Source organism: Pelagibius sp. (assembly GCF_028281305.1).
GTDB lineage: Bacteria > Pseudomonadota > Alphaproteobacteria > Kiloniellales > Kiloniellaceae > Pelagibius.
Window position 1 is genome coordinate 36,380 of sequence record NZ_JANQKD010000108.1, and the last position, 26,953, is coordinate 63,332.

The window sequence follows — 26,953 nt, forward strand, 5'->3', positions numbered from 1 at the left end:
CCTCAGTCGAACCCGAGAAAGTCGAAGATTTCGCGATCTTTCATGGGCTCCGCCTCCAGCGGCTCCGTACCGGCCCAGAGTGTCTCGGCGAGCTGCAGATACTCTCGTTGGACGGCCTCGAGTTCCGGTGAGTCCTCCATTTCGAAAAGCGTGGACTTCTTCAGCCGGCTGCGCCGGATGACGTCGAGGTCCGGGAAGTGCGCCAGGGTCTTGAGACCGACCTTCTCGTTGAAGCGGTCGATTTCATCGGTGGCCGCGCTGCGGTTGGCGATCACGCCGCCCAGGCGGACGTCATAGTTCCGTGCCTTCGCCGTGATCGCGGCGACGATCCGGTTCATCGCGAAGATCGAGTCGAAATCGTTGGCGGCGACGATCAGGGCGCGGTCGGCATGCTGCAGCGGCGAGGCGAAGCCGCCGCAGACGACATCGCCCAGAACGTCGAAGATCACCACGTCTGTGTCTTCCAGCAGGTGATGCTCCTTCAGCAGCTTGACGGTCTGGCCAACCACGTAGCCGCCGCAGCCGGTGCCGGCCGGCGGCCCGCCGGCCTCGACGCACATGACGCCGTTGTAGCCTTCGTAGACGAAGTCCTCGATACGCAGTTCTTCGGGGTGGAAGTCGACGGACTCGAGCACGTCGATGACCGTGGGCATCAGCTGCTTGGTGAGCGTGAAGGTCGAATCGTGCTTGGGGTCGCAGCCGATCTGCAGCACCCGCTTGCCGATCTTGGAGAAGGCAACGGCGAGGTTCGAAGAGGTGGTCGACTTGCCGATGCCGCCCTTGCCGTAGACCGTGAAGACCTTGGCGCTGTCGATGGCGAGATCGGGATCCAGCTTCACCTGGACGCTGCCTTCGCCGTCGGGGCGGGAGCGGTTCCCAGTGAGGATGCCCGAAGGTTTGGTTGCGATGTTCATGCTGCTGCCTCCTGGCCCACGCCCTCGAGCTTGTCTTCCAGGTCCTGTCCCGCCTTGCGCAGGGCTTCCAGAACGGCGGCGTCCGGCGACCAGTACTGCCGCTCCTGGGCTTCGAGCAGGCGGTTGGCGACCTTGGCCGATGCGGTCGGATTGAGTGCGGCGAGGCGCTCGCGCATTTCCTCGTCCAGCACGAAGGTTTCGGTGATCTGCTGGTAGACCCAGGGGTTCACCTGGCCGGTGGTTGCCGACCAGCCCATGGTATTGGTCACCTGGGCCTCAATCTGGCGCACACCTTCGTGGCCGTGGGACAGCAGACCCTCGTACCACTTGGGGTTCAGCATGCGCGTGCGCGTCTCAAGCGCGACCTGCTCTTCCAGCGTACGCACCTTCGCGGTGCCGCTGGTCTGGTCGCCGATGTAAACCGGAACCGTATCGCCCCGGGCGCGCTGTACCGACCGGCTGATGCCGCCGAGGGTGTCGAAGTAGTGGTCGATGGTTGTCACGCCCAGCTCTACGGACTCGAGGCTCTGGTAGGTCAGCTCGACATCGGCCAGCAGGCTGTTCATCAGCTCCACCCGCTGTTCGGGCTTGCCGTCGCGGCCATAGGCAAAGCCCTTGCGGCGGGTGAAGGTGTTCGCCAGTTCGTCCTCGTCCTCCCAGCAGCCGCTGTCGATCAGGTGGTTGACGTTCGACCCATAGACGCCGTCGGCGTTGGAGAAGATGCGCAACGCCGCTTCCTCTAGATCGCAGCCCTGCGCCTTCTGGTAGCTGAGCGCGTGCTTGCGCAGGAAGTTCCGCTCCGGCGGCTCTTCCGCTGTGGCCGCCAGATAGGCCGCCTCGGCCAGCATCCGGGTCTGCAGGGGCAGAAGGTCCCGGAAGATCCCGGAAAGCGTGGCGATGACATCGATACGCGGGCGGCCCAGGTCCTCCAGCGGAATCAGTTCGGCACCGCAGAGGCGTCCGAATCCGTCGAAGCGCGGGCGGGCACCCATCAGGGCCATGGCCTGCGAAATCGGGCCGCCTTCGCTCTTCAGATTGTCGGTCCCCCACAACACGAAGGCGATCGATTCGGGATAGTCCTCTCCGCCGGCCCGATGCCGTGCGAGCAGGCGTTCGGCCTGCTGGGCGCCGTCGGCAATCGCATAGGCGCTGGGAATACGCATGGGATCGAAGCCGTGCACATTGCGCCCTGTGGGCAGTATGGCAGGGGTGCGCAGCAGGTCGCCGCCCGGCACCGGGCGAATGAAGCCGCCGTCGAGGGCATGCAGCACGGCCGGGATCTCATAGTCCTCGGTCAGCAGGCGGTTGACCTCCGCCAGTTCCTTGACGAGCGCTTGGGTCTCTTCGTTGGACGGCAGACCGCTGGCGGCCAGGACCGTCTCCGGCGCCGCGCCGTCCACCAGCGCCTCGACGGCCAGGCGGTCGGCAGCGGTGCCGGTCGCGGTTTCCATCATGGCATCCAGCAGTTCGATCCGCTCGCCCCGGGTCATGGCCTCGCCGATGACATGCAGCCCGGTCGGAATGAGCGAGTCCTCCAGTTCCCGCAGAGAGTCCTGCAGGGCGGCGATCTCACGGTCGCTTCCCCCGCTCCAGGCAGGCGTCTCAGGGGCAAGATCCAGCGCTGCCGCCTGCGTCTGAATGAGGGCGGCAAGAGAGTCCCTTTCTTCAGCCGCTTGCGGGGTTAGGGCGCGCCAGCGCTTCAGGGAGTCCTGCAGATCGAGGAGACCCTTGTAGAGCCCCGCATGGCACAGCGGCGGCGTGCGGTAGCTGATCAGCGTCGCCGATGCGCGCCGTTTGGCGATCGTGCCCTCGGAGGGGTTGTTGGCGGCATAGAGATAGAAGCTCGGCAGATCGCTGATCAGCCGTTCGGGCCAACACGCGGACGAGAGGCCGGCCTGCTTGCCGGGCATGAATTCAAGCGCGCCGTGGGTTCCGAAGTGCAGCACCGCATCGGCGGCGAAGTCTTCGCGCAGGAAGCGGTAAAAGGCGGAGAAAGCATGGGTCGGGGCAAAGCCCTGTTCGAAGAGCAGCCGCATGGGGTCGCCTTCGTAGCCGAAGGCCGGCTGGATGCCGACGAAGACGTTGCCGAAGCGCTCACCCATAACGAAGAGCGACGAGCCGTCGCTCTGCTGGCGGCCGGGGGCCGGGCCCCACTGGGCCTCGATCTCGCCGAGCCAGGTCTCGCGGCGCACATGGTCGTCCGTTGCGATGCGCGCGTGGACGTTGGCGTCGGTCCCGAAGCGCTTGGCGTTACCCTCCAGGATCCGCGACCGCAGCGCGTCTACAGTGTCGGGCACGTCGACGCTGTAGCCCTCAAGTTTCAGCCCCTGCAGAACACGGTGCAATGATCCAAAGACTGAGAGGTGCGCTGCGGTACCGGTGCTCCCGCCATTGGGCGGGAAATTGAAAAGCACGATTCCGACCTTACGGTCGGCGCGCGGCAGCCGCCGCAGGTCGATCATTCGGGCCACTCTTGCGGCCAGCAGGCCGGCCCGCTCTTCATGCGGCTGCATGTCGCGCTGGCCCGGGGCTGGGTCGTCCGCCTTGTGCCCGCGTCCGCCGAAGACGATGGGGGCTGTCGAGCCGTCGAGTTCCGGCAGCGAGACCATCATGGTGGCTTCGATGGGCGTCAGGCCGCGCGGCGAAGCTTCCCATTGGTCGAGCGTCTGGAATTCCAGCGCCTGGGCGGAGATCAAGGGCACGTCCAAGGCGGCCAGCGCCTCCTCCGCCGCCTTCGAATCGTTGTAGGCCGGGCCGCCGACCAGTGAGAAGCCGGTCAGGGAAACGATGGCATCGATCCGCGGGCGGTCCTCGGCGACGAAGAAGCGTTCGATCGCCGGACGCGAGTCGAGGCCGCTGGCAAAGGCGGGAACCACCTCGATGCCGCGGGCTTCCAGGGCTTCGATCACACCGTCGTAGTGGCGCGTGTCGCCGGCCAGAACGTAGGACCGCATCAGCAGCAGGCCGACCCGCCTGGCGTCGCCGCTGCCGCCGCCCGGCAGGTCCGCCAGATCTTCGGTCACCCGCCGCGGCAGGCCCGGATGGTAGAGGCCGACCTCCGGATAGACGACCGGGAGGGTGGCTTTGAAGCGCCCGCGCAGTCCGGCGCGCGGTCCTGCGGCATAGCGGCTGGCGAGGAAGCGTACCATGTTGGCGACGTTGGCCTCGGAGCCCGCCAGCCAGTACTGCATGGTCAGGAAGTAGGCGCGCAGGTCCTGGGCGGTGCCCGGAATGAACCGCAGGATCTGCGGCAGCCGGCGCAGCATCGCAAGCTGCTGCGCGCCGGCTGTGCTGCCCTTCTTGTTGCGCCCGCGCAGACGTTTCAGCAAGGACAGGGCGCCGCCGCTGCTGCCGTCCATGGAAAGCTTGCCGAGGCGGGTGAGGCGGATGATCTCACCGGCCGACATGCAGCCGATCATCGCGTCACAGTGCTCACGCCGTGCCTTCAGCCAGGGCAGCACGGCCTCGACGTGGTCTTCCATGAACAGCATCGTGCAGATGATGATGTCGCCCTGCTCGATATCCGCGCGACAACGGGCCAGGGCTTCCGGGTCGCTCCACTCGGTTGCGGCATGCAGGCTGAGGGTCAGGCTCGGCAGGCCGCGCTTCAGGCGCCGGCAGGCTCTCTCAGTGGCGCTGGCCAGATGATTGTCGAGCGTAACGATTACGACCCGAAGGGGGGTCGCGTCAGCGTCCGAAGTGGGCTTTGGCATCATACAGCGTCTCAAGAGTGATCAGGGCCAGTCCGCCGTCACGGGCAAAGCGTTCTGTGTTGCGGCGGACCTTTCCGCGAACGAAAAAGGGAACCTTGCCGAGTTCCTTCTCTGCCTCCTCGGCCCAACGGATCTCGTCGCCGGAACGGACTCCGGAGTCGGTGACGGTCGGGGAGATCTCGATGGGCACGCCGGCAGATCGCGTCTCTGCCGGACTCGATCCATGACCCAGATGAGAGGGCCGGGCGTCGGCACCGAACTCAGGGTCTTCGCGGAACATGCCGATCAGGTGCTCTTCCAGGCCCATCATCAGGGGGTGCACCCAGGTGTCGAAGAGCACGTTTGCGCCTTCGATACCCATCTGCGGCGCGTAGCGCGCCGGGAAATCCTGAACGTGGACCGGCGCCGAGATCACCGCGCAGCCGATACCGAGCCGTTTGGCGATGTGGCGCTCCATCTGGGTGCCGAGGACCAGTTCGGGCTGCAGCTCGGCGATGCGGGCCTCGACATCCAGGTAGTCGTCGGTGATCAGCGGCTCGACGCCGTAACACGCGGCGGCGGCCCGCAGGTCGCGGGCGAATTCGCGGCTGTAGGTGCCGAGGCCGACGACCTGAAAGCCCAGCTCCTCGGACGCGACCCGGGCCGCGGCGACGGCATGGGTTGCGTCACCGAAGATGAAGACCCGCTTTCCGGTCAGATAGGTCGAGTCGATGGAACGGGAGTACCAGGGCAGGCGCAGGTCGCTGTCGAAGCCGGCTTCCGGCGCGACGGCGAAGCCGAGCGCCTGGACCTCGGCGATGAAGTCCTTGGTCGCTCCGACGCCGATGGGCACGGTGGTCACGCGCGGCTGCTTGAAGCTGCGTTCCAGCCAGCGCGCCGCCGTATCCGCGATCTCCGGGTAGAGCACGACGTTGAAGTCCGCCTCGCCGAGGCGCGCCAGGTCGGCAGGCGTTGCACCGAGCGGCGCGACGACGTTGACCGCGATGCCCAGCCGACCGAGAAGCTGGGTGATCTCCCGGACGTCGTCGCGATGACGGAAGCCGAGCGCCGTCGGCCCCAGAATGTTACAGGACGGCCGCGCCCCGTTCGGTCGTGCGCCGTCCGCCTGCGCGGAGCGGGTGGTGCCCGGGGCGGGCATGCTGGGTCCGGCCATGGCCCGTACCAGGCGGTAGAAGGTCTCCGCCGCGCCCCAGTTCTCCTTGCGCTGATAGGCCGGCAGTTCGACCGGGATGACCGGCACCGGCAGGTCCAGGGCTTTGGCGAGTCCGCCCGGATCGTCCTGAATCAGCTCCGCGGTGCAGGAGGCCCCCACCAGGAGGGCCTGCGGCTTGAAGCGTTCATAGGCGTCGCGCACCGCGGACTTGAACAGCGCTGCCGTATCACCGCCCAGATCGCGTGCCTGGAAGGTGGTGTAGGTGACCGGCGGGCGCCTGTCGCGCCGCTCGATCATGGTGAACAGAAGGTCGGCGTAGGTGTCGCCCTGCGGCGCATGCAGGACGTAGTGCAGCCCGTCCATGGCGGTTGCGATCCGCATCGCGCCGATGTGGGGTGGTCCCTCGTATGTCCAGAGTGTCAATTGCATGGCCTCAAACCGCCAAGGCCGCCTGACGCCGCAGGGGCCTTGCGAAGAGTTCCGCAAGGTCGCCGGCCTGCTCGTAGCCCTGTACCGGCGTGAACAGCAGTTCGATGGACCACTTCGTGGTCAGGCCTTCGGCCTCCAGCGGGTTGGCAAGCCCCAGTCCGCAGACAGTGATGTCGGGCCGCGCGGCGCGGCAGCGGGCGAGCTGGCGCTCGACGTCCTGTCCCTCGCTCAAGCGGGCGGTCTCCGGCAGCAACGCGAGCTCGGCGGCCAGATGCTGCCGGTGCAGGTAGGGCGTGCCGACTTCCAGAGGCGTCATCTCCAGCTCCCGCGCCAGAAAGCGGGCGATGGGAATCTCAAGCTGCGAGTCTGGAAAGAAGAAGACGTTGCGGCCGGCCAGGGTGTCGCGGTAGCGGGCGATGGCACGGCCGGCGCGCTGGCGCGGCGGTGCCGTGACCGCATCGAAGCGCTCGGCCTCGACACCCCAGGCATCGGCGGCAGCGCGCAGCCAGGCTGAGGTGCCCTCTGCGCCCAAGGGAAAAGGCGCCGGCAGGTGCGTGGCCCCGCGCTCCTCCAGCGCTCTGGCGGTATCGGCCAGAAACGGCTGGGCCAGCAGAAAGCGGGTTGTCGGGCCGACCGGCGGGAGCATCTTCGCCTTCCCTGGGGGGAGGAAACCGACCGGCCCGACCCCGAGGTCGTCGAACAGCCGCGAAAACTGGTCTTCGACCACGTCGGCCAGAGCGCCTACGACCAGAAGCGATGCCTCGGCGGTATCGGCGGCGGGCAGGGTGGGGACGAGCGAGGCCAGACAGGCGTCTTCGCCCTGCGTGAAGGTCGTCTCGATGCCGCTGCCTGAGTAGTTGAGCACGCGGACACCGGGAGCGTGGCGCTGCGAGAGCCGCTGAGCCGCTTTGGCGAGATCGAGCTTGATGACCTCCGAAGGGCAGGACCCGACCAGAAAGAGCAGACGAATGTCCGATCGCCGCGCAAGCAGTTGGTCGACGACGCGATCCAGTTCCTCGTTGGCGTCGGCAAGGCCGGCGAGATCGCGCTCGTCGATGATCGCCGTGGCAAAGCGCGGCTCGGCGAAAATCATGACGCCCGCGGCCGACTGGATCAGGTGTGCGCAGGTGCGCGAGCCGACCACCAGAAAGAAGGCATCCTGGATCTTGCGGTGAAGCCAGATGATACCGGTGAGACCGCAGAAGACCTCTCTTTGGCCGCGCTGTCGCAGAACCTCGGGTTCAGGTGTCAGCCCCTCCGAGCCGCAGCCGGCTGCGGTGAGCGGCGAGACGGCTGCGGCGGAGTTGCTCATTTTGCGAGGCTCGCCAGGCCGAGGTGTTCGGTTGAGCGCTGCTGCTCGCGGCGTGCGGCGCGCAGTTTCAGAACGAACTGCGCAGCGTTGACCACGTAAGAGACATAGGCGGCCAGCGCGAGGAGCATGAGTTCGCGAGGCGCCAGCAGACCGCCCAGAAGGGCGATCAGGTAGGCGCTGTGGAGCGCCAGCACCAGCATGCTGACCACGTCTTCCCAGAAGAACGCCGGCGCGAAGAGGTAGCGCCCGAAGACGTCACGCTCCCACAACGACCCGGTGATCATGATGGTATAGAGCACCAGCGTCTTGAGGATGATGGAGCCGGTGGCAAGCGCATAGCCCTGACCTGTCGCCAGGTAGTCCATGACCAGGTAGAGGCTGATCAGGAAAACCGCGAACTGCAGTGGCGCCAGGATGCCCTGCACCAGCGTCCAGCGGGATGCATCACGCCGGCGCCGCTGCTCGGCGGTGTAAAGCGCTCTGCGCTGCGTCTGCGCCCGGCGCCGCTGCAGCGGGCTGGCGGCGGCGTGGGCCGGCCAGGGGCAGAAGTCGACGGCGGCGATGCAACGATCAAGTATTCCGGACGCGAAGATCATGATGCTCTCCTACCTGAGCCGGGCATACTTGAGCCGGGCCCACCTAAGCCTGTTCGACTGGCGCGTTCGCGATCTGCCGTGTGTGCTGCTGTCGGCGTTGCGGTGCCGATCGTCCCGAACCTTGTGGTCCTGAGACCTGTGGTCCCGAAAACTGTGGTCCGGGAACCCGTCCGAATGGCCGTCTTCCGGAAAGCCCCTGCGCAACGATGCAAGGGTGATCCTGTTGAGCCGCTTTCGTGCCAGGGTCGGAAAGTCTGCACCGAACTCCTCCCCACGCGCCTTTTGCTTTGTTTCCGGGACTCTAGAACGGCTGTCGCGGAAGTGTCAAGTTTTATGGACGTAAATTAAAATGGACAAATCGGATTTCGCGTCATCCCAGCGCCTCTGCGCTTCGGCTCATGCTGCCCATCGTCGGAGTCGCAGGGTGAGAGGCGGGCATGCGCGGCGGCGACGCGCGGCCGTCGTCTGTGTCGCTCAAGCCGGTCTTTTTCCACAGGCTGTGGAAGAACTTGGCATCGCAACCTGCTGCGCCGATTCGAACCTGGGTATAGGCTGTGGTGCAGATGAAGCGATGCAGGTCTTGTAAAGCGGCAGAGCAGCACGGACGTTCTGTCAACTTTTTCTCACGTGAAGACTGCTTGACAGACCTGCGTGTGGGAACGTTCAATGGTTCGCGCAGATGCCCAAAGCCATAGCGGTCAAGAAGGCGGACGCGAAGGGGACTATCAAAACCAGAGGGGGCGTTTCACTCAGGGGATAAGTTCAGACAGGTAGGCAGATCTAGCTCCAGATTGGCGCTCGGAGATCGACGGTAGTTACCTTCGCCAAAAATGCAGCCTGCGTTCTCGCTTTGAGGGAGGAAGGCAATGGCTAGCTTTAGCGACGAAGGCCAGACGAAGGAATTTCTCAGGACCGAAGAACAGGTCCGCGACTACGATGCGCCTCCGGCTGATTTCAGTCACATCGCCGCGGTGGACGGCTCGGATGTCCGCTTCGACCGCCTGGTTCGCACGATAGAAGGAGAGATCATCCCGAGACTTGTCCTAGCTCACAAGGTGACTCCGCCCGAACATCAGGGCGGGCAAGAAAACTGGGGCAAGCCTTCGCCGGATGATGTGACCGAACTGACCAGTCTGGTTCTCAAGAGCGACTTCCCCGTTGCCATGGGCTACGTAACGCTGCTGCACGAGCGCGGCGTTGCGCTTGAGAGCATCTTCCTGGACCTGCTGGCGCCGACTGCAAAGAACCTGGGCGAGCTCTGGAAGCAGGATCTCTGCACTTTCTCCGATGTCACCATTGCTCTGGGCCGACTTCAGCAGATTCTGCGCGACCTCAGCTTTTCGACGCAGGGCGAGACGATTCCCTGGGAACAGGGGCGCCGCGCCCTCATCGCGCCGGCGCCGGGCGAGCAGCACAACTTCGGCGCCTTGATGGTGGCCGAATTTCTGCGCCGCGGCGGCTGGGACGTGGCCGTCGAGCCGGCCACCGACAAGCGGCATGTCGCGAGCATGGTGCGCGACGAGTGGTTTGCGGTCCTCGGTCTGTCGTTGAGCTGTGATGAAGGACTGGAAGCCCTGGCCGCGGAGATTGACGAGGTGCGCAGGGTGTCGCGCAATGACAAGCTATCCGTAATCGTTGGCGGTCGCGTGTTCGTCGAGCATCCCAAGTGCGTGTCGCAGGTCGGTGCGGACGCCATGGCCATTGACGGTCACCACGCTGCCCTTCAGGCTGACAATTTACACACTTTGGTGATGGCGCATTGCTGATCTTGCCTGCACGGGTATCATCCGGCGATGTTGTCACGTATGACGGTGTAGGCAGTGAAGCACTTCAACGCGCCCTTAAAGACCCTGGGTGATCTCGACCCCAAAGCGGCATTCGGCCTGCTTGCAGCGTCTTCCGATGTCGCCTTGATCCTGGACGAAAAGGGCGTTGTGCGGGACCTCGCACTGGGCAGCGACGAGATTTCTCTCGACGACTGCGGCGACTGGCTCGGCCAGCCCTGGGAAAAGACGGTCACGGTCGAAAGCCGCGAGAAGATCGAGGATCTTCTGCGCGATGCCGCGAAGCAGAAGGCGCCACGCTGGCGCCAGGTCAACCATCCCTCGACAAGCGGCAGCGACCTGCCCGTGCTCTATTCCGCCCTGCGGGTCGGAGACAAGGGGAAGGTCATTGCGCTGGGCCGCAATCTGCGGGAGTTCGCGGTGCTGCAGCAGCGTCTGGTCGAAGCCCAGCAGGCCGTGGAGCGCGAATACGCCCGTCAGCGCAGTGCCGAGACGCGCTACCGCCTGCTCTTCCAGGTCTCCTCCGAGCCGGTGCTCATCGTCGATGCGGCAAGCCAGCAGATCATCGAGGCCAATACTGCGGCCGAAGCCTTCCTCAAGGCCTATGCCAACAAGACCAAGCGCCCGCGCAAGACCGTCGGCTCCACCTTTCCGGATGTCCTCAGGGGTTTGAAGTCCGGGGGCCGCAAGGCCATCGACCACCTGCTGGCGACGGTTCGCTCCGCCGGGCGTGGCGAGGATGTCCGAGTCGCCACCGATGGGGACGAGCGCTTCAGCGTCGGTGCATCGCTGTTTCGTCACGAAAACGCGTCCTACTTTCTGGTGCGTTTCGCGCCGCTCAACAGGGACGGCAGCGTCTTCGAGTCGGGACCGCGTTCGCGGATGCTGGAGCTGGTGGAGGCCGCCCCCGACGGATTTGTCATGACGTCTCTCGACGGTCGGATCCTCAGCACCAACCGCGCCTTCCTCGACCTCGCGCAACTCGGGTCGGAGGAACAGGCGCGCGGCCAGCCTCTGGAGCGCTGGCTGGGGCGGCCCGGTGTAGACTGGAGCGTGCTGCGCGCAAATCTGCGCGAGAACCAGGCGATCCGCCTCTTTGCGTCTTCGGTGCAAGGCGAGCAGGGCCTGGTGGCGCAGGTGGAGATTTCCGCCGTTGCCGTCACCGAGGGTGAGCTGCCCTGCTACGGCTTCATGATCCGCAATGTCGGCCAGCGCCTCAAGTCTAACAATCCGGCGGGCAAGACCGTGCCGCGTTCGGTCGAGCAGCTCACCGGTCTTGTCGGGCGTGTCTCGTTGAAGGAAATTGTGCGGGAAACGACGGATGTCATCGAACAGCTCTGCATCGAAGCCGCCCTGGAGCTGACCGGCGATAACCGAGCCTCTGCGGCCGAAATGCTGGGGGTCAGCCGGCAGTCGCTCTACGTCAAACTGCGCCGCTTCGGGCTCGCCGACGTGGCGCCGGAAGAAGAGGCGTGACGGTCTCACCGGTGGCCTCCCCGGTGGCCTCCCCGGCAGCGGAAAATCGACCTTCCGAACTGTAAATCAAAATTGACAATCTAGAATGTCAAGCATACCGTACGATATGTCTCGATTGGCTGTTTCCGAGGCGGCAACGGGCCGCATACAGCCGGCTGCGATGGTCGAGCTGCTGAAGCCGATCACCTGGTTCGCGCCGATGTGGGCCTTCGCCTGTGGTGTGGTTTCCTCCGGCGTGCCGCTGGAGGGACAGTGGCCTGTGATCCTTGCCGGGGTCGTTCTGGCCGGGCCCCTGGTCTGTGGGACCAGCCAGATCGCCAATGACTGGTTCGACCGTCACGTCGATGCGATCAACGAGCCGGCGCGGCCGATTCCCTCCGGCCGCGTGCCGGGGCGTGTGCCGCTCTATTTCGCGCTGTGTTGGACGGCCCTCTCGCTGATGGTTGCGGCGTTGCTCGGGCCCTGGGTTCTCGGCGCCGCTGTCGTTGGTCTTGCGCTCGCCTGGGCCTACAGCGCGCCGCCGCTGCGGCTGAAGGAGGAGGGCTGGCGCGGCTGTGCGGCCGTGGCGCTCTGCTACGAGGGCCTCGCATGGTTCACCGGCGCCGCGGTCATGGCCGCGGCTCTGCCCGACTGGCGCATCCTGGTCGTCGCCGCGCTCTACAGCGCCGGCGCACACGGCATCATGACGCTCAACGACTTCAAGGCTGTGGAGGGCGACCGCCGCATGGGCATCCGCTCCTTGCCGGTCCGTCTCGGCGTGAGTCTCGCCGCCCGGGTGGCCTGCCTTGTCATGGCGCTGCCGCAGGTCGTGGTCATCGGTCTGCTTTGGGTTTGGGGACAACACGGCTTTGCCCTGGCGGTCACGCTGCTGTTCCTGGCGCAGCTTGTCCTGATGCTGCGGCTGTTGAGGGACCCCAAGGCCTATGCGCCCTGGTACAACGCCACCGGGACCACGCTCTACGTCATCGGCATGATGGTCACCGCCTTTGCGCTGGTGCCGCTGGTCGGAGCGTCGGCATGAGCGGGAAGCGCCTCGGCTGGTTCGGCATTATCCGCCTCGGCCTCGTGCAGACGGCGCTCGGCGCCATCGTCGTTCTCACAACCTCGACCCTGAACCGGGTGATGGTCGTCGAGCTGGCGCTGCCGGCAACCCTGCCCGGCGTGCTGGTCGGCCTCCACTACGCAGTTCAGGTGTTGCGCCCCCGTCTCGGCTACGGCTCCGACGTCGGGGGACGGCGCACCCCCTGGATCGTCGGCGGCATGCTGGCGCTGTCGCTGGGCGCTGCAACGGCCTCGCTGGCGGTGGCCCTGATGTCGGTCCAGCCGCTCCTGGGCATCGCCCTTGCGGTGCTTGCCTTCACGGTCATCGGCGGCGGTGTCGGCGCTGCCGGCACCTCGCTCCTGGTGCTCCTGGCCAAGCAGGTCGATCCCGAGCGCCGCGGCCCGGCGGCCACCATCGTCTGGATGATGATGATTGCCGGCTTCGTGGTGACGGCGACGGTCGCCGGCCATCTCCTCGATCCCTTTTCGCTGACGCGCCTGGTCGCCGTCAGCCTGGGCGTTGCCGCCGCGGCCTTCGTCTTGGCGCTGATCGCCGTCTTCGGGATCGAAGGCAGGGCCGCGCCGGAGCCGCAGCAGAGCCCTCAAACCCCACAAAGCCCCCAGGCCATGCCGCCCTTCCGCGAGGCTATTCGCCAGGTCTGGGGCGAGTCCCGCGCGCGGCGCTTTGCGGTCTTCGTCTTCGTGTCGATGCTGGCCTACAGCGGCCAGGATCTGATCCTCGAACCCTTCGCCGGCACGGTCTTCGGTCTGACGCCGGGCGAATCGACACGGCTTTCCGGCGTGCAGCACGCCGGTGTCTTCCTCGGTATGCTTCTGGTTGCTCTGGCCTGCGGCCGCCTGGCGCGCGGGCGCTTGGGCTCGCTCCTGGGCTGGACCGTCGGCGGCTGCATCGCTTCGGGCGCTGTTCTTCTGACCCTGGCCTTCTCCGGCTTTGTCGTCGGAAGCTGGCCCCTGCGCGCCACGGTCTTCACGCTGGGTGTGGCCAACGGCGCCTTCGCGGTGGCCGCCATCGGCTCGATGATGAGCCTTGTCAACGACGGCCGGGCGAAGCGGGAGGGCGTGCGTATGGGCCTTTGGGGGGCGGCGCAGGCGATTGCCTTCGGCCTGGGAGGTTTGCTCGGCACCTTGGCTGTCGACCTTCTGCGCTGGGCACTCGCCGCGCCGACATCCGCCTACGCGATGGTCTTCGCAGGCGAAGCCATGCTGTTCTTCCTGGCCGCCGGACTGGCCCTGAGAGTCAGGGGAGTCAGGGGCGGCGCTGCTGGCGGCCGCGCGCATGCGCAAGGGTCCGGATATGCCCCGGTTGGAGGAGACTGAGCTGATGCAGCCTATGGAAAGCTACGACGCCGTGGTGGTGGGTGGTGGCCCGGCCGGGGCGACGGCAGCCTCGGACCTCGCGCAACAGGGTCGCAGCGTCCTGCTGCTCGACAAGGCCGGGCGCATCAAGCCCTGCGGCGGCGCGGTGCCGCCGCGGCTGATCCGCGACTTCGCCATTCCGGACACCCTGATCGTTGCAAGGGCCCGCTCGGCGCGGATCATCGCGCCCTCCGACCGCACGGTCGACATGCCGATCGACGGCGAGGGCTATGTCGGCATGGTGGACCGCTGCGACTTCGACGAGTGGCTGCGCCGCCGCGCCGCGATGCAGGGGGCCGACTGGCGGCAGGGTACCTTTCAGCACCTGACCCGCGATGTGCAGGACAGGCCCGTGGTGACTTATCGGACCAGGGAGGGAGGCAGCGTTTCCGTACGCGCCCGCACGGTCATCGGCGCCGACGGCGCCAACTCCGCCGTCGTGCGCGAGGCCTTTCCCGAGGCCGAGAAGATCCCCTTCGTCTTCGCCTACCACGAGGTCGTGCGATCGCCGCAACCTACCGCCTCGCAAGACGCTGTCTTCGATGGCACGCGCTGCGACGTCTACTATCAGGGCCGTCTCTCGCCGGACTTCTACAGCTGGGTGTTTCCTCATGGCGACACCGCCAGCATCGGCACCGGCACCGCGGTCAAGGGCCTGTCGCTGCGTGGTGCCGTGGACCGCTTGCGCCGCGACGCCGGCCTCGACGGCGTCGAAACGCTGCGCTGCGAAGGCGCGCCCATCCCGCTGCGGCCGCGCAAGCGCTGGGATAACGGCCGCGACGTCCTGCTGGCCGGCGATGCCGCCGGGGTGGTGGCGCCGGCCTCCGGCGAGGGAATCTACTATGCCATGCTGGGCGGCCGCCTGGCTGCCGAGGCGGTCGGCGAATTCCTGGCAAGCGGCGATGCAAAGGCACTGGCCCAGGCGCGCCGCCGCTTCATGAAGGTGCACGGCCGCGTCTTCTGGATCCTCGGCATCATGCAGCGCTTCTGGTACGTCAACGACCAGCGCCGGGAACGCTTCGTCAGCATCTGCGGCGACCGCGACGTGCAGCGCCTGACCTGGGAGTCCTATATGAACAAGGAGCTGGTGCGTCGCGACCCGCTGGCGCATCTGCGGATCTTCTTCAAGGATCTGGCGCACCTCTTCCGGCTCGTCTCCCCTTAGCTCGTGCTTCGTGACGGTTGACCGGGATGGCTGAATTCATCGCCAGCGGTCGTGTGATCGACGTGGTTCTGGGCTTCGTGCTGCTGGAAGCCGTCCTCCTCTACGGCATCCACCGGCGGACGGGCCGGGGGCTTGCGCCTCCTGTGCTCGCGAGCATGCTTGTTCCCGGAGCCTGCCTTTTGCTGGCGGTGCGTGCGGCTCTGACCGATGCCTCCTGGATGCTTGTGGCGCTCTGGCTGATCCTGGCGCTGGTCGCGCATCTGATCGACCTGCGGCAACGTTGGCCGCAGCGGCCGTGACGGCCCGGGTCCGGAGACCGTCGGCTCCCTCTTCTCGGGTGCCCTAGCGAAGCCTGCGTTGAGGCTGCTCGTCTGTGCGGGCATCCACGCCGATCTCGAAGCGGCAGCAGGGTGCTCCGGCGTGACAGCAGTCCGGATGGCGGACGGCTATCGCCGGCCTCACCAGGGTTTCGAACAGCCGCCGAAAGACGGCGCTGTGCCAGACGCAGCCCGGCATGGCCAGGGGGTTGTCGGCGATTTCGATGATCCAGAACGGGCCGTGGCTGTCGTTTCCGCCTTTGCCGCGGGCGCTTTCGGTGCGCAGCCTGCCGGAGCCGGCGAAGGTCCAGGCGTTCTTTGCGATCGCCGTCAGCAGCAGCGGCCCTGCCAGAGCCGGCGGCAGCGCCCGCAAGATCCTCTGCGCCAGGGCGGGGATGCGGTTGGCCAGGATGTAGTCGGCGGTGCGCGTTCCCGCCTCGGCCGCAATTGCCGCGGCGGTCGCCGCCGGCAGGTCGGCAAAGAGGCATCCAAACAGCTTTGCAGCCAGCGCTTCGTCCACCATCTCGCCGGGAGGGTCGATGAGGAAGTGCTGCAGTCCGGCGTGCCTGAAGAGATCCTCAGCGGCGTGCTGCCCCGAACGGTCTCGCAGCGCCCCAGCGAGCTGGATCACGGCATTGGGGCCGACCCGCGATGCGAGCTGGTCTGCCTGCAGGATCGCTTCCGCCATGGCCCGGGCCCGTCAGGCGGGCGGGGCTGTTTCGCGGTCCATCAGCTCCGCCATCTGCTCGGTGCCGCCGCCGCAGGCTTTGACCGCCATCCGGCTTTCCCGCTTCTTCGCGGCCCGCTCCGCCGCCGATTCCCAGTCGGCAGTCTGCGCCGGCGCGATGCGGCGCGTTTCGTCGAAGTGGAAGTCGACGGATTTCTTCGACTGCGGCCCCCAGTAGTTGACCTTGCCGAGGTCGTAGAAGGTCCGCTGGAATCCGGCCTTCAGAAAGGCCTTCAGGCAGCCCAGCAGGTAGCGTCGGCGGAATCCCGTGCCGCGCCAGGGATAGTGGAACAGCGCCTTGCGCATATAGAAGCGGCGGTAGTTGTTCATGACCCGGTCGAGCAGCTCGGCGCGGTCCATGGCCTCCGGCTTCATGATCGGCGTGACGAAGTTGTACTTGGAGAAGTCGAAGACCTCGACCTTGTCGCCCAGCTCCTGGAACAGGGAGGAGAAGGGCCAGGGCGTGTACATCGCCCAGTTCGCAAGATCGGGGTCCCAATCCCGGGCCATCTGGTAGGTTTCCTCCAGCGTCTCGGCGGTTTCGTTCTCCAGGCCGACGATGAACTGCGCCTCGATGAAGATGTCCGCCTCGCGCAGCAGTTCGATGGCGCGGCGGTTGTCCTCGATCTTGGTTTCCTTGTTGAAGCGGTCGAGGCGGAGCTGGGCGGCGGCCTCGGTGCCGAGGCTGACATGAACCAGGCCGGCGCGGCGGTAAAGCGGCAGCAGCTCTGCATCGCGCAGGATGTCCGTCACCCGGGTATTGATGCCCCACTTCACCTTGTCCGGCAGGCCGCGGGTGATCAACTCCTCGCAGAAAGCGATGAACTTCTTGCGGTTTATCGTCGGCTCCTCGTCGGCCAGGATGAAGAAGCCGACGCCGTGATCGCGCACCAGCGTTTCGATCTCGTCGACCACCTTTTTCGGGTCGCGCACCCGGTAGTCGCGCCAGAACTTCCACTGCGAGCAGAACGAACAGGTGAAGGGACAGCCGCGGGCCATGTTGGGGATGGCGACTCGCACGCCCAGGGGCACGTAGGTGTACTTGCTCCACTCCAGCAGCGACCAGTCCGGGTCGATGGCATCCAGGTTCTTCACCGTCGGCGCGGCCTGGGTTGCGACGATCCGCTCCTCGTCCCGGAACGCGAGACCGGCGATGCTGTCGCGGTCCTCCGGCCAACGCCCCTTGTCGATCGCCGTGATCAGCGCCACCAGAATCTCTTCACCCTCGCCGCGGACGATGACATCGATCCAGGGCGCCTCCGACAGGACTTGCTTGTACATGAAGGTGGCATGGATGCCGCCGAGGACCCGCACCGCCCCGGGGCAGACGTCCCGGGCGATCTCCAGCACGCGCTCGGCCTTGTAGATGGAGGGCGTGATCGCAGTGCAGCCGACAACGTCGGGCGACAGTGCGGCGATCCGGCGTCCCACCTCCGCGTCGTCCAGATCGTTGGTCATGGCGTCGATGAAGTGGATGTCGTCGTAGCCCGCCGCGCGCAGGGAGCCGGCGAGATAGGCAGCCCAGGCCGGCGGCCAGCTGCCGGCAATCTCGGCGCCGCCGGAGTGATAGTTCGGATGGACAAGAACGACACGCATGGGGCAGGCCTCCCATCTCTATTGTCGTTCTTACATTACATTTGATATTGTCGTGTTGAATTGACACACGTCAAAGCAGCGCCTGCGGCGGTGTCCGCGCTCCGGCCCGCGCTCCGGCCCGCGCTACGGCCCGCGCTACGGCCGGTGTTTCCGGCGTCTTTCCCTGCTACTTCACCGTCAGGCAACTGCAATCCACCGCCTGGGCGACCTTGTGGGAGACGCTGCCCAGCAGCAGGCCGCCGAGGTCCCCGAGGCCGCGGCGGCCCATCACGATGAGGTCGGCACCCGATCCTTCGGCGACGGCGGCAATCACGCTGGCGGGATCGCCGCTTTCGAGGCGTTCCTCAACCGCGTCGACGCCATTGTCGCGCAGGCGCCGGGCGGCGTTGCCGAGGATCTCCTGTCCGACCGATTCGATCAGGTCCTTTTCCGTGATCCTGATGTGTTCCACCTTGGCGTAGGCCTGGAGTTCCTTGGGCACGCTGTAGCCGCCCGAATGGGTCAAGACATGCAGCAGCGTGAGCGGCGCGCCATCCTGCCCGGCAAGGCTGCCGGCGATATCGACGGCGCGCGTTGCGTGTTCCGAGCCATCGATGGGGACGAGAATGCGCTTGAACATAGGGGGCCTCCCAAGCTGCCGTTGCGTCTGACTGTGGCCCCACCTGAAACGATCAATAGCCCCGCGTAGGCCGTTTGGCGTTGACGTGTGTCAGCCTGCGGCTTCTGTAACCGGCGAGCCGACAGGCGGGCTTGATCTGCCGCATGGCCCGGAGTCTGGGCGCTTGTCAGTCTGGGCTGTGCCCGAAGGACTGGGAGAACACCCTGCGAAAGCCCAGACAATGTCCCGTACCAGCCTTCTTCTGACCGATCTCTATGAACTGAACATGCTCCAGGCCTACCAGGAGGCGGGCATGGCGGAAACGGCGGTCTTCGAGTTCTTCGTGCGCAAGTTGCCGCCGGGACGAAACTTCCTGGTCGCAGCCGGTCTGGAGCAGGTCGTCGCATTCCTGGAAAGCGCCGCCTTCACGGATGAGGAAATTGGCTGGCTGGCCACCCAACCGGGTTTTTCCCTGCCGTTCCTCGATAGTCTCTTCGCCCTGCGCTTCACCGGTGACGTCGACGCCATGCCGGAGGGAACCATCTTCTTTCCGGACGAACCGATCCTCAGAGTGGCCGCGCCTTTGCCCGAAGCGCAGCTCTTCGAAACGCGCATCATAAACCTCCTGCACTTTCAGACGGTGGTGGCCTCCAAGGCGAGCCGCATGGTCCTCGCCGCCGGCCCGATGAAGCTGGCGGACTTCGGCCTGCGGCGCGCGCACGGGGCAGAGGCGGGGTTGCTCGCCGCCCGCGCCAGCTATCTGGCCGGCTTCGCCGGCTCTGCCACCGTCCTGGCGGCACAGCGCTTCGGTGTTCCGGCTTCCGGGACCATGGCCCACTCCTTCATTCAGGCTCATGACGACGAGGCGCTGGCCTTCGAGCACTTCGCCCGTTCCCGCCACGAGGGGGTGGTCTTGCTCATCGACACCTACGACACGGAACAGGCAGCCCGCAAAGTGGTCGAACTGGCCCCCAGGCTGGCAGCGGAGGGGCACGACCTGAAAGGCGTGCGCATCGACAGCGGCGACCTGGCCGACCATGCCCGGCGGGTGCGCGCGATCCTCGATGCCGGCGGTCTTCAGAGGGTGCAGATCTTCGCCAGCGGCGGTCTCGACGAATGGGCGCTGCGCCGTCTGGTGAGGGCGGGAGCGCCGATCGATGCCTGCGGGGTGGGCACCAGCCTCTCGACCTCAGAGGATGCCCCGGCGCTCGACTGTGCCTACAAGCTGCAGGCCTATGCCGGGCAGGCCAAGCGCAAGCGCTCCGAGGGCAAGGCGACCTGGCCGGGCCGCAAGCAGGTCTACCGCCGCCACGATGCCGGCGGCATCATGGCGGGCGATCTGCTGACCTTGGCGGACGACCGGGCGCCCGGCGAGGCGCTGCTGCGGCCTGTGATGCGCGGCGGCCAGCGCCTTGGGCCCTTCCCCCGGCTCGACGAGGTTCGTGCCCATGCGGCTGCCGAGCGCGACCGCCTGCCGAAGCGCTTGCGAAGCCTGGAACCTGAGGCGCCCTATCCGGTTGCGGTCTCGCCGGCGCTGCGCCGGCTGACCGCAGAGGTCGACCGGGCTGCAGAAGCGACGCCGGCCTGACAGCCGCAGCCAGGGTTCTCAGGCTTGCCCCGTTGGCGCTTCTCGGGCTCGATCTGCCGCCCCTTGGGCCTGGCCGTGGCGCTGTACCTCCGGCCGGTCGCGCTGCTTGAGGCGGTCCCGCCGGGGGATTCCAGAAAGAGGTGGAACTCGAAGCTTCGGCCGGGGCTGATGTCACCGGTCTGGCAGCGGCTCCGGAGCCGCTGGAGCCTGTAACGCCGCGGCGGTCAGGTCATCTCGGAAGGGATAGGCAACCGTCCTGAGAACGCCCCGAAGAGCGCCAAGTGGCGGAAATAGCTACATTCGGGTATCGTTTTTACGGCGAAGGCTAGTCAATTGGCTGCGATGCGTCTAAAAGCAACAAGAGATTAACTTGCCCCATATCTTTGGGTATGTTGTCGCACCAAGCAGCCCAAAGTATGGAAAGGCCAACAAGAGGGATCTTTTGAGCGGGAAATATCGAGGAGTGGGGGGTTTCCTGTCTGTAGATGTGCGTTATCGATTGATGAATTCGGTAAACGCCCCAAATGGTAGCCTGCTGCCAATCTATGGTAGCGGCCCATTTATTATGCTTGTCTAATATGCGCCGCCCTTGTCGCCCTAAGTAATGCGCTGATTGCCTGCAAATGCTCCTGAAGAGGGTGGCCCGGCTCCTGATACCTTTGTTTTCGGTAATCCACCCAAATCCATGCAACGAAATCGGAAGGAACCCGATTCAGGGATCTGTTGATGATGAATGTTACGGCGTCTATCAATGACGATTTGCCTTTTGTGGTGGCAGAATTTGACACGCTGGTTCAAGGACTAGACTACGCAGCCAGGGGGAACACCGGATACAACTTCTTCTCGGGCAGAGGGGAGGTCGCGCACGTCCTGAGCTACAGGGAGTTGCGCGAACGCGCCATCGTCCTGGCACGGCGTTTGGACGGATTGGGCCTTGAGCGCGGTACGCGGGTCGCAATCATCGCAGAGACGGTCCCTGAGTTTCCGGTCTTCTTTTTCGCCTGTCAGTACTCCGGCCTGATCCCAGTGCCGCTCCCGCTGCCGATCCATCTGGGCAGCCATGAAGCCTACGTCGAACGTCTGCGGTCCATGATTGCCCGCGCCGGGGCGCAGATCGCCGTCGGCCCTCCAGAACTGATGTCCTTCCTCACGGAAGCCGGTGGCGGGCTGAAGATGATCGGGACGCCTGCCGATTATGCCGCGCTGCCGGAAAGCGGCGGCGATCTGCGGCCCTTTGCAGCCGATGAGCCCTGTTACATTCAGTATTCCTCCGGCAGCACCAGCCTGCCGCGCGGGGTCTTCATTTCCCAACGTGCGATCACCAGCAATGCCCGTGCAATCGGCCAGCACGGGCTCAAGCTGCGCAGTGGAGACCGCAGCGCATCCTGGCTGCCGCTGTATCACGACATGGGCCTGGTCGGTTTCTGCCTGACGCCGATGTTGAGCCAGGTGACCGTCGACTACCTGGCAACGAAAAGTTTCGCTCTGCGCCCACTGACCTGGTTGAAGCTGATGTCGCGCTACGGCGGCACCATTTCGTTCAGCCCGACCTTCGGGTACGAACTCTGTGTGCGCCGGGGCCTCAACGGTTCGGCCAAGGAAATCGACCTCGAGCGCTGGCGGGTTGCCGGCATCGGCGGCGACATGGTCCGGGCCGATATTCTTCACAGTTTCGCGGAAACTTTCGGGGTTGCCGGGTTCTCGCCCAAGGCTTTCCTGCCGAGCTACGGCCTCGCTGAATCAACGCTGGCGGTGGCCTTCGCGCCGCTGGACACCGGTATCGAGATCGACCGGGTCGACCAGGGCCGCTATGCGGGGAACGGGATCGTTACGCCGGTCAAGCGCGGCCCGAACGGGTCGAGCCGCAGCGCGCGGTCCTTCGTCAGTTGCGGGACCGCGCTGCCGGACCATGCGGTGGAAATCCGCAGCGAGAAGAACGACAAGCTGCCCGACCATCACGTCGGTCGGATTGTGGTCCGCGGTCCCAGTGTCATGGATGGCTACTTTGATGACCCGGCGGCGACCGAAGCCGTGAAAACCCAGGACGGCTGGCTGGACACGGGTGACCTGGGCTACGTCTCCGGGGGCAACCTGATCGTGACCGGCCGGCGCAAGGACCTTGTGATTCTGAACGGCCGCAATATCTGGCCGCAGGACGTCGAGTGGGCGGTTGAAGCCTTGGCGGACGTGCGCGCGGGTGACGTGGCCTGCTTCTCGGTCATCGAGGGTGACGTCGGCGAGCAGATGGTGGTGATCCTGCAATGCCGTCTGCATGACCCCGTGGCGCGCGAGCAGCTCCGTAAACAGGCCGCAGCGACGGTCCGGACGACCTGTGGCGCCGATTGCCGTGTGGTGCTTGTACCGCCAAAGACCCTGAAGTTCACGTCCTCCGGCAAGCTCAGCCGCTCCGCGGTCCGCCAGGACTACCTGACCGGCGAGATCGCTGATGTAAGCCACTCGATCAAACAGGTCTCGTCCGCCGTATCCGCATCTTCGCAGTCGGGCGATTGACCGGTTAAGGTCATAACGGGGAACGGCCCTGGCAAGCGCCCGGTCCCGTGAGGGGAGCCGCGCCCCGACTGCTGCAGGAAAGCTGACGGAGCATGACTGAGACCACGCCGGCGCCCGGCTGTGTCGCCCTGACCGGTGCCACCGGCTTCGTCGGTGGTCATATCCTCCGCCAATTGACAGCCGCCGGCTGGCGCGTCAGGGCGCTGACCCGGCGGCAGGGCGGGTTGGGCGGACCGGCGCCCGGCGTGACGCCGGTAACAGGGTCGCTCGAATCGCGGGACGCCTTGGCGGCGCTGGTCGAGGGTGCCGACGTGGTGGTGCATTGCGCCGGCCTTGTGGCGGCCCGCCGTTCCAGTGCCTTCGATCAGGTAAACCGTGACGGCACAGCCCGCCTGGTCGAGACTGCCGCCGCCCAGCCGGTGCCGCCCCGCTTCCTGCTCGTCTCGTCCCTGGCGGCGCGCGAACCACAGGTTTCCCCCTACGCCGCCAGCAAGTACAGGGGCGAGGAGACCCTGCGGAAGGAGGGGGTCGGCTTGTTCTGGCAGGTTCTGCGGCCGCCGGTCGTCTACGGGCCCGGGGATCACGCCACGCTGGACCTTTTTCGGCAGATTTCCAAGGGTTTTGCGGTGATTCCGCGGACGCGCGGGCGGTTTTCGATGATCTATGTCGAGGACCTTGCCGCCGCTGTCGTGGCGCTGCTGGGGCCCCCGGCACAGAACGCACCTGTATCGCACACCACGGTTCCGCGCGCCTCGGTCCTGGAGATCGATGACGGCAAGGCTAGTGGCTACAGCTGGGCGGAGGTTCTTGCGGCGGCCGAGGGCCATCTGGGGCGCAGGGTTCGCAGTTTTGCAGTGCCCCTGGCCGTGCAGCGTCTCGCGGCGGCGGTCAGCGTCGGCTCCGCCCTGGTGACGGGCAGGGCCCCGATGCTGTCCCAGGGCAAGGTCAACGAGATTGCCCATCCGGACTGGGTTTGCCGGACCAACCGGCTCAACGAGTTTCCCTTCTGGCAACCGTCGGTTGGCTTCGACGAGGGTTTGTCAAAGACCCTGGCATGGTATAAGGCTGCGGGCTGGATTTAGGGGCTGTTTCAGGGCTGGGGAAGGCATTGGGAGTGCGGTCGGACCGGTGAGCGGTGAATCTCAGGCTCTTGTTCAGGGCCAAACCAAGCAACGAGGTAAACACATGCAATGGACTGCCGATGAGGTCCATGCGGAGGTGGTTCGGCTGCTCGAGCCGTTTAACCCGCAGTCCGTCGATCTGCAGCCGGAGACAGACCTTGCCACCGATCTCGGCATGGACTCCGTCGCTGCCATGAACATGGTCATGGAGGTTGAGGACCGCTTTGAAATCGACATTCCCATCAGCTTGCTGCCGGACGTGAAGACGCTGCAGGACCTGGTCGATGCAGTCCTCGCCGAACTGAGCAAGAAGCCGGCCCAATGAGTTTGCTCGACAAATACGACAAGGTCTCCCTGCGCCACCAGCGTCTTCTGTCGTTTGGCCGGGACCCCTTCAACATCTGCATGGATCGGATCGTCTCGGCCACCGAAGCCGTGATCAACGGCCGGGATGTCATTCTGGTTGGCACGAACAACTATCTGGGCCTGACGTTCGATCCCGACTGCGTCGCCGCGACGGCCGATGCCGTGACGCGCGAAGGCACCGGGACGACCGGTTCGCGCATTGCCAACGGCACCTATGCCAGTCATCGCGGCCTCGAACAGGCGATTGCCGGTTTTCTGGGCCGCCATGCGGCGATGGTGTTTCCGACCGGCTATCAGGCCAACCTCGGAATCCTCGCAGGCCTGGCCGGTCCCGAAGACACGATTCTGCTGGATGCAGATTCGCATGCCAGCATCTATGACGGCTGCCGCCTCAGCGGCGCCAAGCTCGTCCGTTTCCGGCATAACTCGCCCGAGGACCTGGACAAACGTCTGTCCCGGCTGAGCGGAGGAACGGGCGGCACCCTGGTGGTCGTGGAGGGCATCTACAGCATGCTCGGCGATCAGGCGCCGCTGGGCGAGTTTGCCGATGTGAAGCGCCGTCATGGTGTCGAACTATTGGTCGACGAGGCGCATTCGCTGGGTGTCTTCGGCGACCGCGGCCGCGGCGTCGTCGAGTCCGCCGGGGTCGAAGAGGACGTCGATTACGTTGTCGGCACCTTCAGCAAGAGCCTGGGCGCGGTCGGCGGCTTTGGCGCTTCCGATCACCCGGGCTTCGAGCGCCTGCGCTATACGAGCCGGCCTTACATGTTCACCGCCTCTTCCTCGCCGTCGACCATTGCCACGGCAATGGCGGCCCTCGAAAAGATCCAAGCGCGCCCGGAACTGCGCCAGCAGCTCTGGCAGAACGCCCGTACTCTCTACGACGGGCTGAAGGATCTCGGTTTCACCATCTGTGCCGAGACGAGTGCGATCATCGCCCTCAAGATGCCGAGCGAGGCAGCGGCGGTCTACATGTGGAACGCCCTGATGGAAGCCGGGGTCTACGTGAACCTCGCGCTGCCGCCGGGCACACCGGACGGCAGCTCGCTGTTGCGCTGTAGCCTTTCAGCGGCACACACGCCCGCGCAGGTCCAGCGCATCTGCGAGATCTTCGGCAGCTGTCTCGAAGCGTTGAAAGCCTGGCAGGCGACCCAATCAGCCGCCGAGTAGCCGCCGCTCTCAGCGGAAGGCGCCGCGGCGGTAGAGCTGCCAGAACAGAAGCGGGGCCGCCAGCAGAGGGTGCCGGCGCTGCCAGGGGGTCAGGGTCACGGCCACGCCTGAGTGCCGCTCGATCTTCCATGCCAGGTAGTCCGGGCCATCGGCGAAGGTGAAGGCCGCCTTCATCAGCCGCAGCACCGAGAGCAGCTTGCCCTGGACACGGCGCAGCCGCCACTTGCTTTGGGGTGAGCCACCGGGTGCCGGGCAAGCGTAACGCGTCGGGCCTGCCGGCGCGCCGTCTTGCCCGGCGACCGCAGGCACCTTCAGCGCGAAGAGGGCGGCTTTGCCCAAGGCCTCGAAGTATTGGCGGTTTGCATCGTAGAGATCTTTGACTCGATCCGGACCTTCGGCCCGCAGCTCCGTGCGGTAGGTTTCGCGGAACGTCGCCGTCCACAGATCCTCGACCGTGAAGTTGCTTTGCATCAGGGCGGCGCCCTCCGTCACCGTATGGAGAACGGAGCGGGCGAGGACTGACGTCACCTGTGCCCTGACGTCGGCATCGCGGCTGTAGACGAGCCGGCAAGGCTGCGCGAAGCGGGCCCAGAGATAAGGATGGAACCAGCGTCCCCCGGCCCCGGCGGCAAAGTCGGCAAGCGAACAGACGGCGTACTTGGCGCGCACGACGGCGCCCTCGGCATCCCGCGTTTCCAGGTAGTAGACGTTTGGCGGCAAGGCCCGGTTGGCCAGCGCGCTCAGACCGCTGCGGTGAGCGTCGGCATAGCTGTCGACCAGAAGATAGAGGTCCGCGATCCGGCCTTCGAGGGTTTCGCGGCCAAGACAGGAGCCGTAGAACAGCGTTGCGGCCACAGCCCCGTGCCGCTGCTTTGCGGCTTCGGCGATCGCGGCGATGGGCTGGGCGACAGAGGGGGCGACGGGGCGTTGAACCTCTGCCTGCAGCAGTGCCTCAAGCTCTCCGCTGCTCACCGCTCAAACCCTCACGAAGCGGATTTGCTGGTCGGCGGCAAGCAGGACGGGGCACCCGGGCTCAGGCTCAAAGAGCTCGCCATCCAGGGTGAAGGGGCAGTCCATGGCGAGCGAGACCCGGTTGGCCCGCCGGCTGAGATAGCTTGTTTCGGGCAGCTTGCGGTCTTCGCCGCCATAAAGCACGCGGCCGGCATAGCGCAGGAGACGCTCGGGCGGGTAGGCGATACTCGTGAAGCGGAACTGTCCGTCGCCGCCGTCCCAGAACGGCCGGCTGCCCAACACAAGACGGTCCAGCGTGGTCGCCAGGATCACCAGGCTGGTGAGATGTTCGGCTGGCTGGTTGTCGAAGGTGACGTCGATCCTGTCGCCGGAAAAGACCTTCCTGCCTGGACCGCCCCTGCCTGGACCGGCGCTGGCCTCGGCATCGCCTTGCCGGGCGCCGCGGCCGCGCAGCAGCCAGTCGGCGAGGAGACCCGCCAGGGTAACGGCGGCGGCGGTATCGGCCTTGACTTTGTAGGGATGGACTTTGGACCGGCAAGCGATGATGGCGCGATAGATGGCCGCGCCGCCAAAGAACATGCCGTACTGCGGGGGTCTGCCGCGCGCGTTTTCAAGCCGCAGGATCTGCCGTTCCGCTGTGGTCCGGGCGATCTCCTCTTCGTCCGCGCTCTGCAGCAGTCTGCCGAGCTTCGCCACACCCGCGCTCATGCTTCCGCGCAGGCCGACGTCGCCGGCGATCATGTTGGTCATGCCGCAGGGCAGCACCGCCAGGCGCGGCGGCTGCGCGTAAGGGCGGTCGCCGAAGAGAGCGGTCAGCACGGCCTGGATGGTGCCGTCTCCCCCCGCAACGGCCACGGTATCGATCTCTCTGCGGGCGAAGTCGGCCAGGATCTCGGGGATGTCGGCGACGGTCTCCAGCACCGCGTGGCGGGCGCCGGGTACTCCGGCGATGGCGGCGTCCAGCTTCTCGATGCCCCGCTTGTTCTTCTGGCTGCGCGGATTGGTGATGACGCCGAGGCTGCCCATG

21 protein-coding genes are annotated in these 26,953 nt (G+C 66.0%); 11 read left to right on the forward strand and 10 right to left on the reverse strand.

From position 1 onward, the window contains the following. Positions 1-2: 2 nt before the first annotated feature. The 5 genes from bchL to bchF are packed head-to-tail and all read right to left on the reverse strand — an operon-like array spanning position 3 to position 8,117. Positions 3-914, reverse strand: coding sequence for a ferredoxin:protochlorophyllide reductase (ATP-dependent) iron-sulfur ATP-binding protein (gene bchL, locus Q0982_RS20325; RefSeq protein ID WP_299399069.1), 912 nt, complete (start codon positions 912-914; stop codon positions 3-5). Continuing rightward, the gene (locus Q0982_RS20330; protein WP_299399238.1) at positions 911-4,627 is read right to left on the reverse strand and encodes a magnesium chelatase subunit H; all 3,717 of its coding nucleotides are present in this window, start codon (positions 4,625-4,627) and stop codon (positions 911-913) included. Before Q0982_RS20330 ends, bchL begins: the two co-directional genes overlap by 4 nt. Continuing rightward, positions 4,602-6,209, reverse strand: a complete 1,608-nt coding sequence (gene bchB / locus Q0982_RS20335; protein ID WP_299399071.1) for a ferredoxin:protochlorophyllide reductase (ATP-dependent) subunit B — start codon at positions 6,207-6,209, stop codon at positions 4,602-4,604. Before bchB ends, Q0982_RS20330 begins: the two co-directional genes overlap by 26 nt. Positions 6,210-6,213: 4 nt before the next feature. After that, positions 6,214-7,521 carry a ferredoxin:protochlorophyllide reductase (ATP-dependent) subunit N gene (locus tag Q0982_RS20340; protein WP_299399072.1) on the reverse strand — a complete coding sequence of 436 codons (1,308 nt, stop codon included), beginning with the start codon at positions 7,519-7,521 and terminating at the stop codon, positions 6,214-6,216. Continuing rightward, complete coding sequence (bchF, locus tag Q0982_RS20345; RefSeq protein ID WP_299399075.1) at positions 7,518-8,117, reverse strand: 2-vinyl bacteriochlorophyllide hydratase; 600 nt, start codon at positions 8,115-8,117, stop codon at positions 7,518-7,520. The genes Q0982_RS20340 and bchF overlap by 4 nt, the downstream gene beginning before the upstream one ends. A gap of 866 nt (positions 8,118-8,983) precedes the next feature. Between bchF and Q0982_RS20350 the strand changes: the two genes are divergently transcribed. From Q0982_RS20350 to Q0982_RS20375, 6 genes are all read left to right on the forward strand, one after another. After that, positions 8,984-9,883: a B12-binding domain-containing protein gene (locus Q0982_RS20350; RefSeq protein ID WP_299399077.1), complete on the forward strand. Its 900-nt coding sequence runs from the start codon at positions 8,984-8,986 to the stop codon at positions 9,881-9,883. Between the two features lie 54 nt (positions 9,884-9,937). Next, positions 9,938-11,377 carry a transcriptional regulator PpsR gene (gene ppsR, locus Q0982_RS20355; protein WP_299399079.1) on the forward strand — a complete coding sequence of 480 codons (1,440 nt, stop codon included), beginning with the start codon at positions 9,938-9,940 and terminating at the stop codon, positions 11,375-11,377. A gap of 106 nt (positions 11,378-11,483) precedes the next feature. Further along, complete coding sequence (gene chlG, locus Q0982_RS20360) at positions 11,484-12,398, forward strand: chlorophyll synthase ChlG (protein ID WP_299399081.1); 915 nt, start codon at positions 11,484-11,486, stop codon at positions 12,396-12,398. Then, on the forward strand, positions 12,395-13,756 hold the full coding sequence (locus Q0982_RS20365; RefSeq protein WP_299399083.1) for a BCD family MFS transporter: 1,362 nt from the start codon (positions 12,395-12,397) through the stop codon (positions 13,754-13,756). Before chlG ends, Q0982_RS20365 begins: the two co-directional genes overlap by 4 nt. 4 nt (positions 13,757-13,760) lie before the next feature. Next, positions 13,761-14,960, forward strand: coding sequence for a geranylgeranyl diphosphate reductase (locus Q0982_RS20370; protein ID WP_299399085.1), 1,200 nt, complete (start codon positions 13,761-13,763; stop codon positions 14,958-14,960). 26 nt (positions 14,961-14,986) lie between these two features. After that, positions 14,987-15,259, forward strand: a complete 273-nt coding sequence (locus tag Q0982_RS20375) for a hypothetical protein (RefSeq protein WP_299399087.1) — start codon at positions 14,987-14,989, stop codon at positions 15,257-15,259. Between the two features lie 43 nt (positions 15,260-15,302). Here Q0982_RS20375 and bchJ read toward each other — a convergent pair whose 3' ends face one another. From bchJ to Q0982_RS20390, 3 genes are all read right to left on the reverse strand, one after another. Next, positions 15,303-15,965, reverse strand: coding sequence for a bacteriochlorophyll 4-vinyl reductase (gene bchJ, locus Q0982_RS20380; RefSeq protein ID WP_299399089.1), 663 nt, complete (start codon positions 15,963-15,965; stop codon positions 15,303-15,305). Positions 15,966-15,977: 12 nt separating this feature from the next. Continuing rightward, the gene (gene bchE, locus Q0982_RS20385) at positions 15,978-17,600 is read right to left on the reverse strand and encodes a magnesium-protoporphyrin IX monomethyl ester anaerobic oxidative cyclase (RefSeq protein WP_299399092.1); all 1,623 of its coding nucleotides are present in this window, start codon (positions 17,598-17,600) and stop codon (positions 15,978-15,980) included. Between the two features lie 166 nt (positions 17,601-17,766). Then, positions 17,767-18,219: a universal stress protein gene (locus Q0982_RS20390; RefSeq protein WP_299399095.1), complete on the reverse strand. Its 453-nt coding sequence runs from the start codon at positions 18,217-18,219 to the stop codon at positions 17,767-17,769. A gap of 220 nt (positions 18,220-18,439) precedes the next feature. Between Q0982_RS20390 and Q0982_RS20395 the strand changes: the two genes are divergently transcribed. The 5 genes from Q0982_RS20395 (at position 18,440) to Q0982_RS20415 (ending at position 24,954) form a co-directional block, all read left to right on the forward strand. Further along, entirely contained in the window at positions 18,440-19,786 is a 1,347-nt protein-coding gene (locus tag Q0982_RS20395; RefSeq protein ID WP_299399097.1) for a nicotinate phosphoribosyltransferase, read from the forward strand. A 729-nt stretch (positions 19,787-20,515) separates the two neighbouring features. After that, complete coding sequence (locus tag Q0982_RS20400; protein ID WP_299399240.1) at positions 20,516-22,297, forward strand: fatty acyl-AMP ligase; 1,782 nt, start codon at positions 20,516-20,518, stop codon at positions 22,295-22,297. Positions 22,298-22,389: 92 nt separating this feature from the next. Continuing rightward, entirely contained in the window at positions 22,390-23,379 is a 990-nt protein-coding gene (locus tag Q0982_RS20405) for an NAD(P)-dependent oxidoreductase (RefSeq protein WP_299399099.1), read from the forward strand. 103 nt (positions 23,380-23,482) lie between these two features. After that, complete coding sequence (locus tag Q0982_RS20410; protein WP_299399101.1) at positions 23,483-23,743, forward strand: acyl carrier protein; 261 nt, start codon at positions 23,483-23,485, stop codon at positions 23,741-23,743. After that, complete coding sequence (locus Q0982_RS20415) at positions 23,740-24,954, forward strand: aminotransferase class I/II-fold pyridoxal phosphate-dependent enzyme (protein ID WP_299399103.1); 1,215 nt, start codon at positions 23,740-23,742, stop codon at positions 24,952-24,954. Before Q0982_RS20410 ends, Q0982_RS20415 begins: the two co-directional genes overlap by 4 nt. 9 nt (positions 24,955-24,963) lie before the next feature. Here Q0982_RS20415 and Q0982_RS20420 read toward each other — a convergent pair whose 3' ends face one another. Both Q0982_RS20420 and Q0982_RS20425 read right to left on the reverse strand, forming a co-directional pair. Continuing rightward, on the reverse strand, positions 24,964-25,926 hold the full coding sequence (locus Q0982_RS20420; RefSeq protein WP_299399105.1) for a hypothetical protein: 963 nt from the start codon (positions 25,924-25,926) through the stop codon (positions 24,964-24,966). Between the two features lie 3 nt (positions 25,927-25,929). Then, positions 25,930-26,952, reverse strand: a complete 1,023-nt coding sequence (locus Q0982_RS20425) for a diacylglycerol kinase family protein (protein ID WP_299399108.1) — start codon at positions 26,950-26,952, stop codon at positions 25,930-25,932. Position 26,953: the final 1 nt, after the last annotated feature.

Bases quoted from the DNA above. Each gene is read 5' to 3' on its own strand.
- bchL (WP_299399069.1), bottom strand. From the start codon at position 914: ATGAACATCGCAACCAAACCTTCGGGCATCCTCACTGGGAACCGCTCC.
- Q0982_RS20330 (WP_299399238.1), bottom strand. From the start codon at position 4,627: ATGCCAAAGCCCACTTCGGACGCTGACGCGACCCCCCTTCGGGTCGTA.
- bchB (WP_299399071.1), bottom strand. From the start codon at position 6,209: ATGCAATTGACACTCTGGACATACGAGGGACCACCCCACATCGGCGCG.
- Q0982_RS20340 (WP_299399072.1), bottom strand. From the start codon at position 7,521: ATGAGCAACTCCGCCGCAGCCGTCTCGCCGCTCACCGCAGCCGGCTGC.
- bchF (WP_299399075.1), bottom strand. From the start codon at position 8,117: ATGATCTTCGCGTCCGGAATACTTGATCGTTGCATCGCCGCCGTCGAC.
- Q0982_RS20350 (WP_299399077.1), top strand. From the start codon at position 8,984: ATGGCTAGCTTTAGCGACGAAGGCCAGACGAAGGAATTTCTCAGGACC.
- chlG (WP_299399081.1), top strand. From the start codon at position 11,484: ATGTCTCGATTGGCTGTTTCCGAGGCGGCAACGGGCCGCATACAGCCG.
- Q0982_RS20365 (WP_299399083.1), top strand. From the start codon at position 12,395: ATGAGCGGGAAGCGCCTCGGCTGGTTCGGCATTATCCGCCTCGGCCTC.
- Q0982_RS20370 (WP_299399085.1), top strand. From the start codon at position 13,761: ATGCAGCCTATGGAAAGCTACGACGCCGTGGTGGTGGGTGGTGGCCCG.
- Q0982_RS20375 (WP_299399087.1), top strand. From the start codon at position 14,987: ATGGCTGAATTCATCGCCAGCGGTCGTGTGATCGACGTGGTTCTGGGC.
- bchJ (WP_299399089.1), bottom strand. From the start codon at position 15,965: ATGGCGGAAGCGATCCTGCAGGCAGACCAGCTCGCATCGCGGGTCGGC.
- bchE (WP_299399092.1), bottom strand. From the start codon at position 17,600: ATGCGTGTCGTTCTTGTCCATCCGAACTATCACTCCGGCGGCGCCGAG.
- Q0982_RS20390 (WP_299399095.1), bottom strand. From the start codon at position 18,219: ATGTTCAAGCGCATTCTCGTCCCCATCGATGGCTCGGAACACGCAACG.
- Q0982_RS20395 (WP_299399097.1), top strand. From the start codon at position 18,440: ATGTCCCGTACCAGCCTTCTTCTGACCGATCTCTATGAACTGAACATG.
- Q0982_RS20400 (WP_299399240.1), top strand. From the start codon at position 20,516: ATGAATGTTACGGCGTCTATCAATGACGATTTGCCTTTTGTGGTGGCA.
- Q0982_RS20405 (WP_299399099.1), top strand. From the start codon at position 22,390: ATGACTGAGACCACGCCGGCGCCCGGCTGTGTCGCCCTGACCGGTGCC.
- Q0982_RS20410 (WP_299399101.1), top strand. From the start codon at position 23,483: ATGCAATGGACTGCCGATGAGGTCCATGCGGAGGTGGTTCGGCTGCTC.
- Q0982_RS20415 (WP_299399103.1), top strand. From the start codon at position 23,740: ATGAGTTTGCTCGACAAATACGACAAGGTCTCCCTGCGCCACCAGCGT.
- Q0982_RS20425 (WP_299399108.1), bottom strand. From the start codon at position 26,952: ATGGGCAGCCTCGGCGTCATCACCAATCCGCGCAGCCAGAAGAACAAG.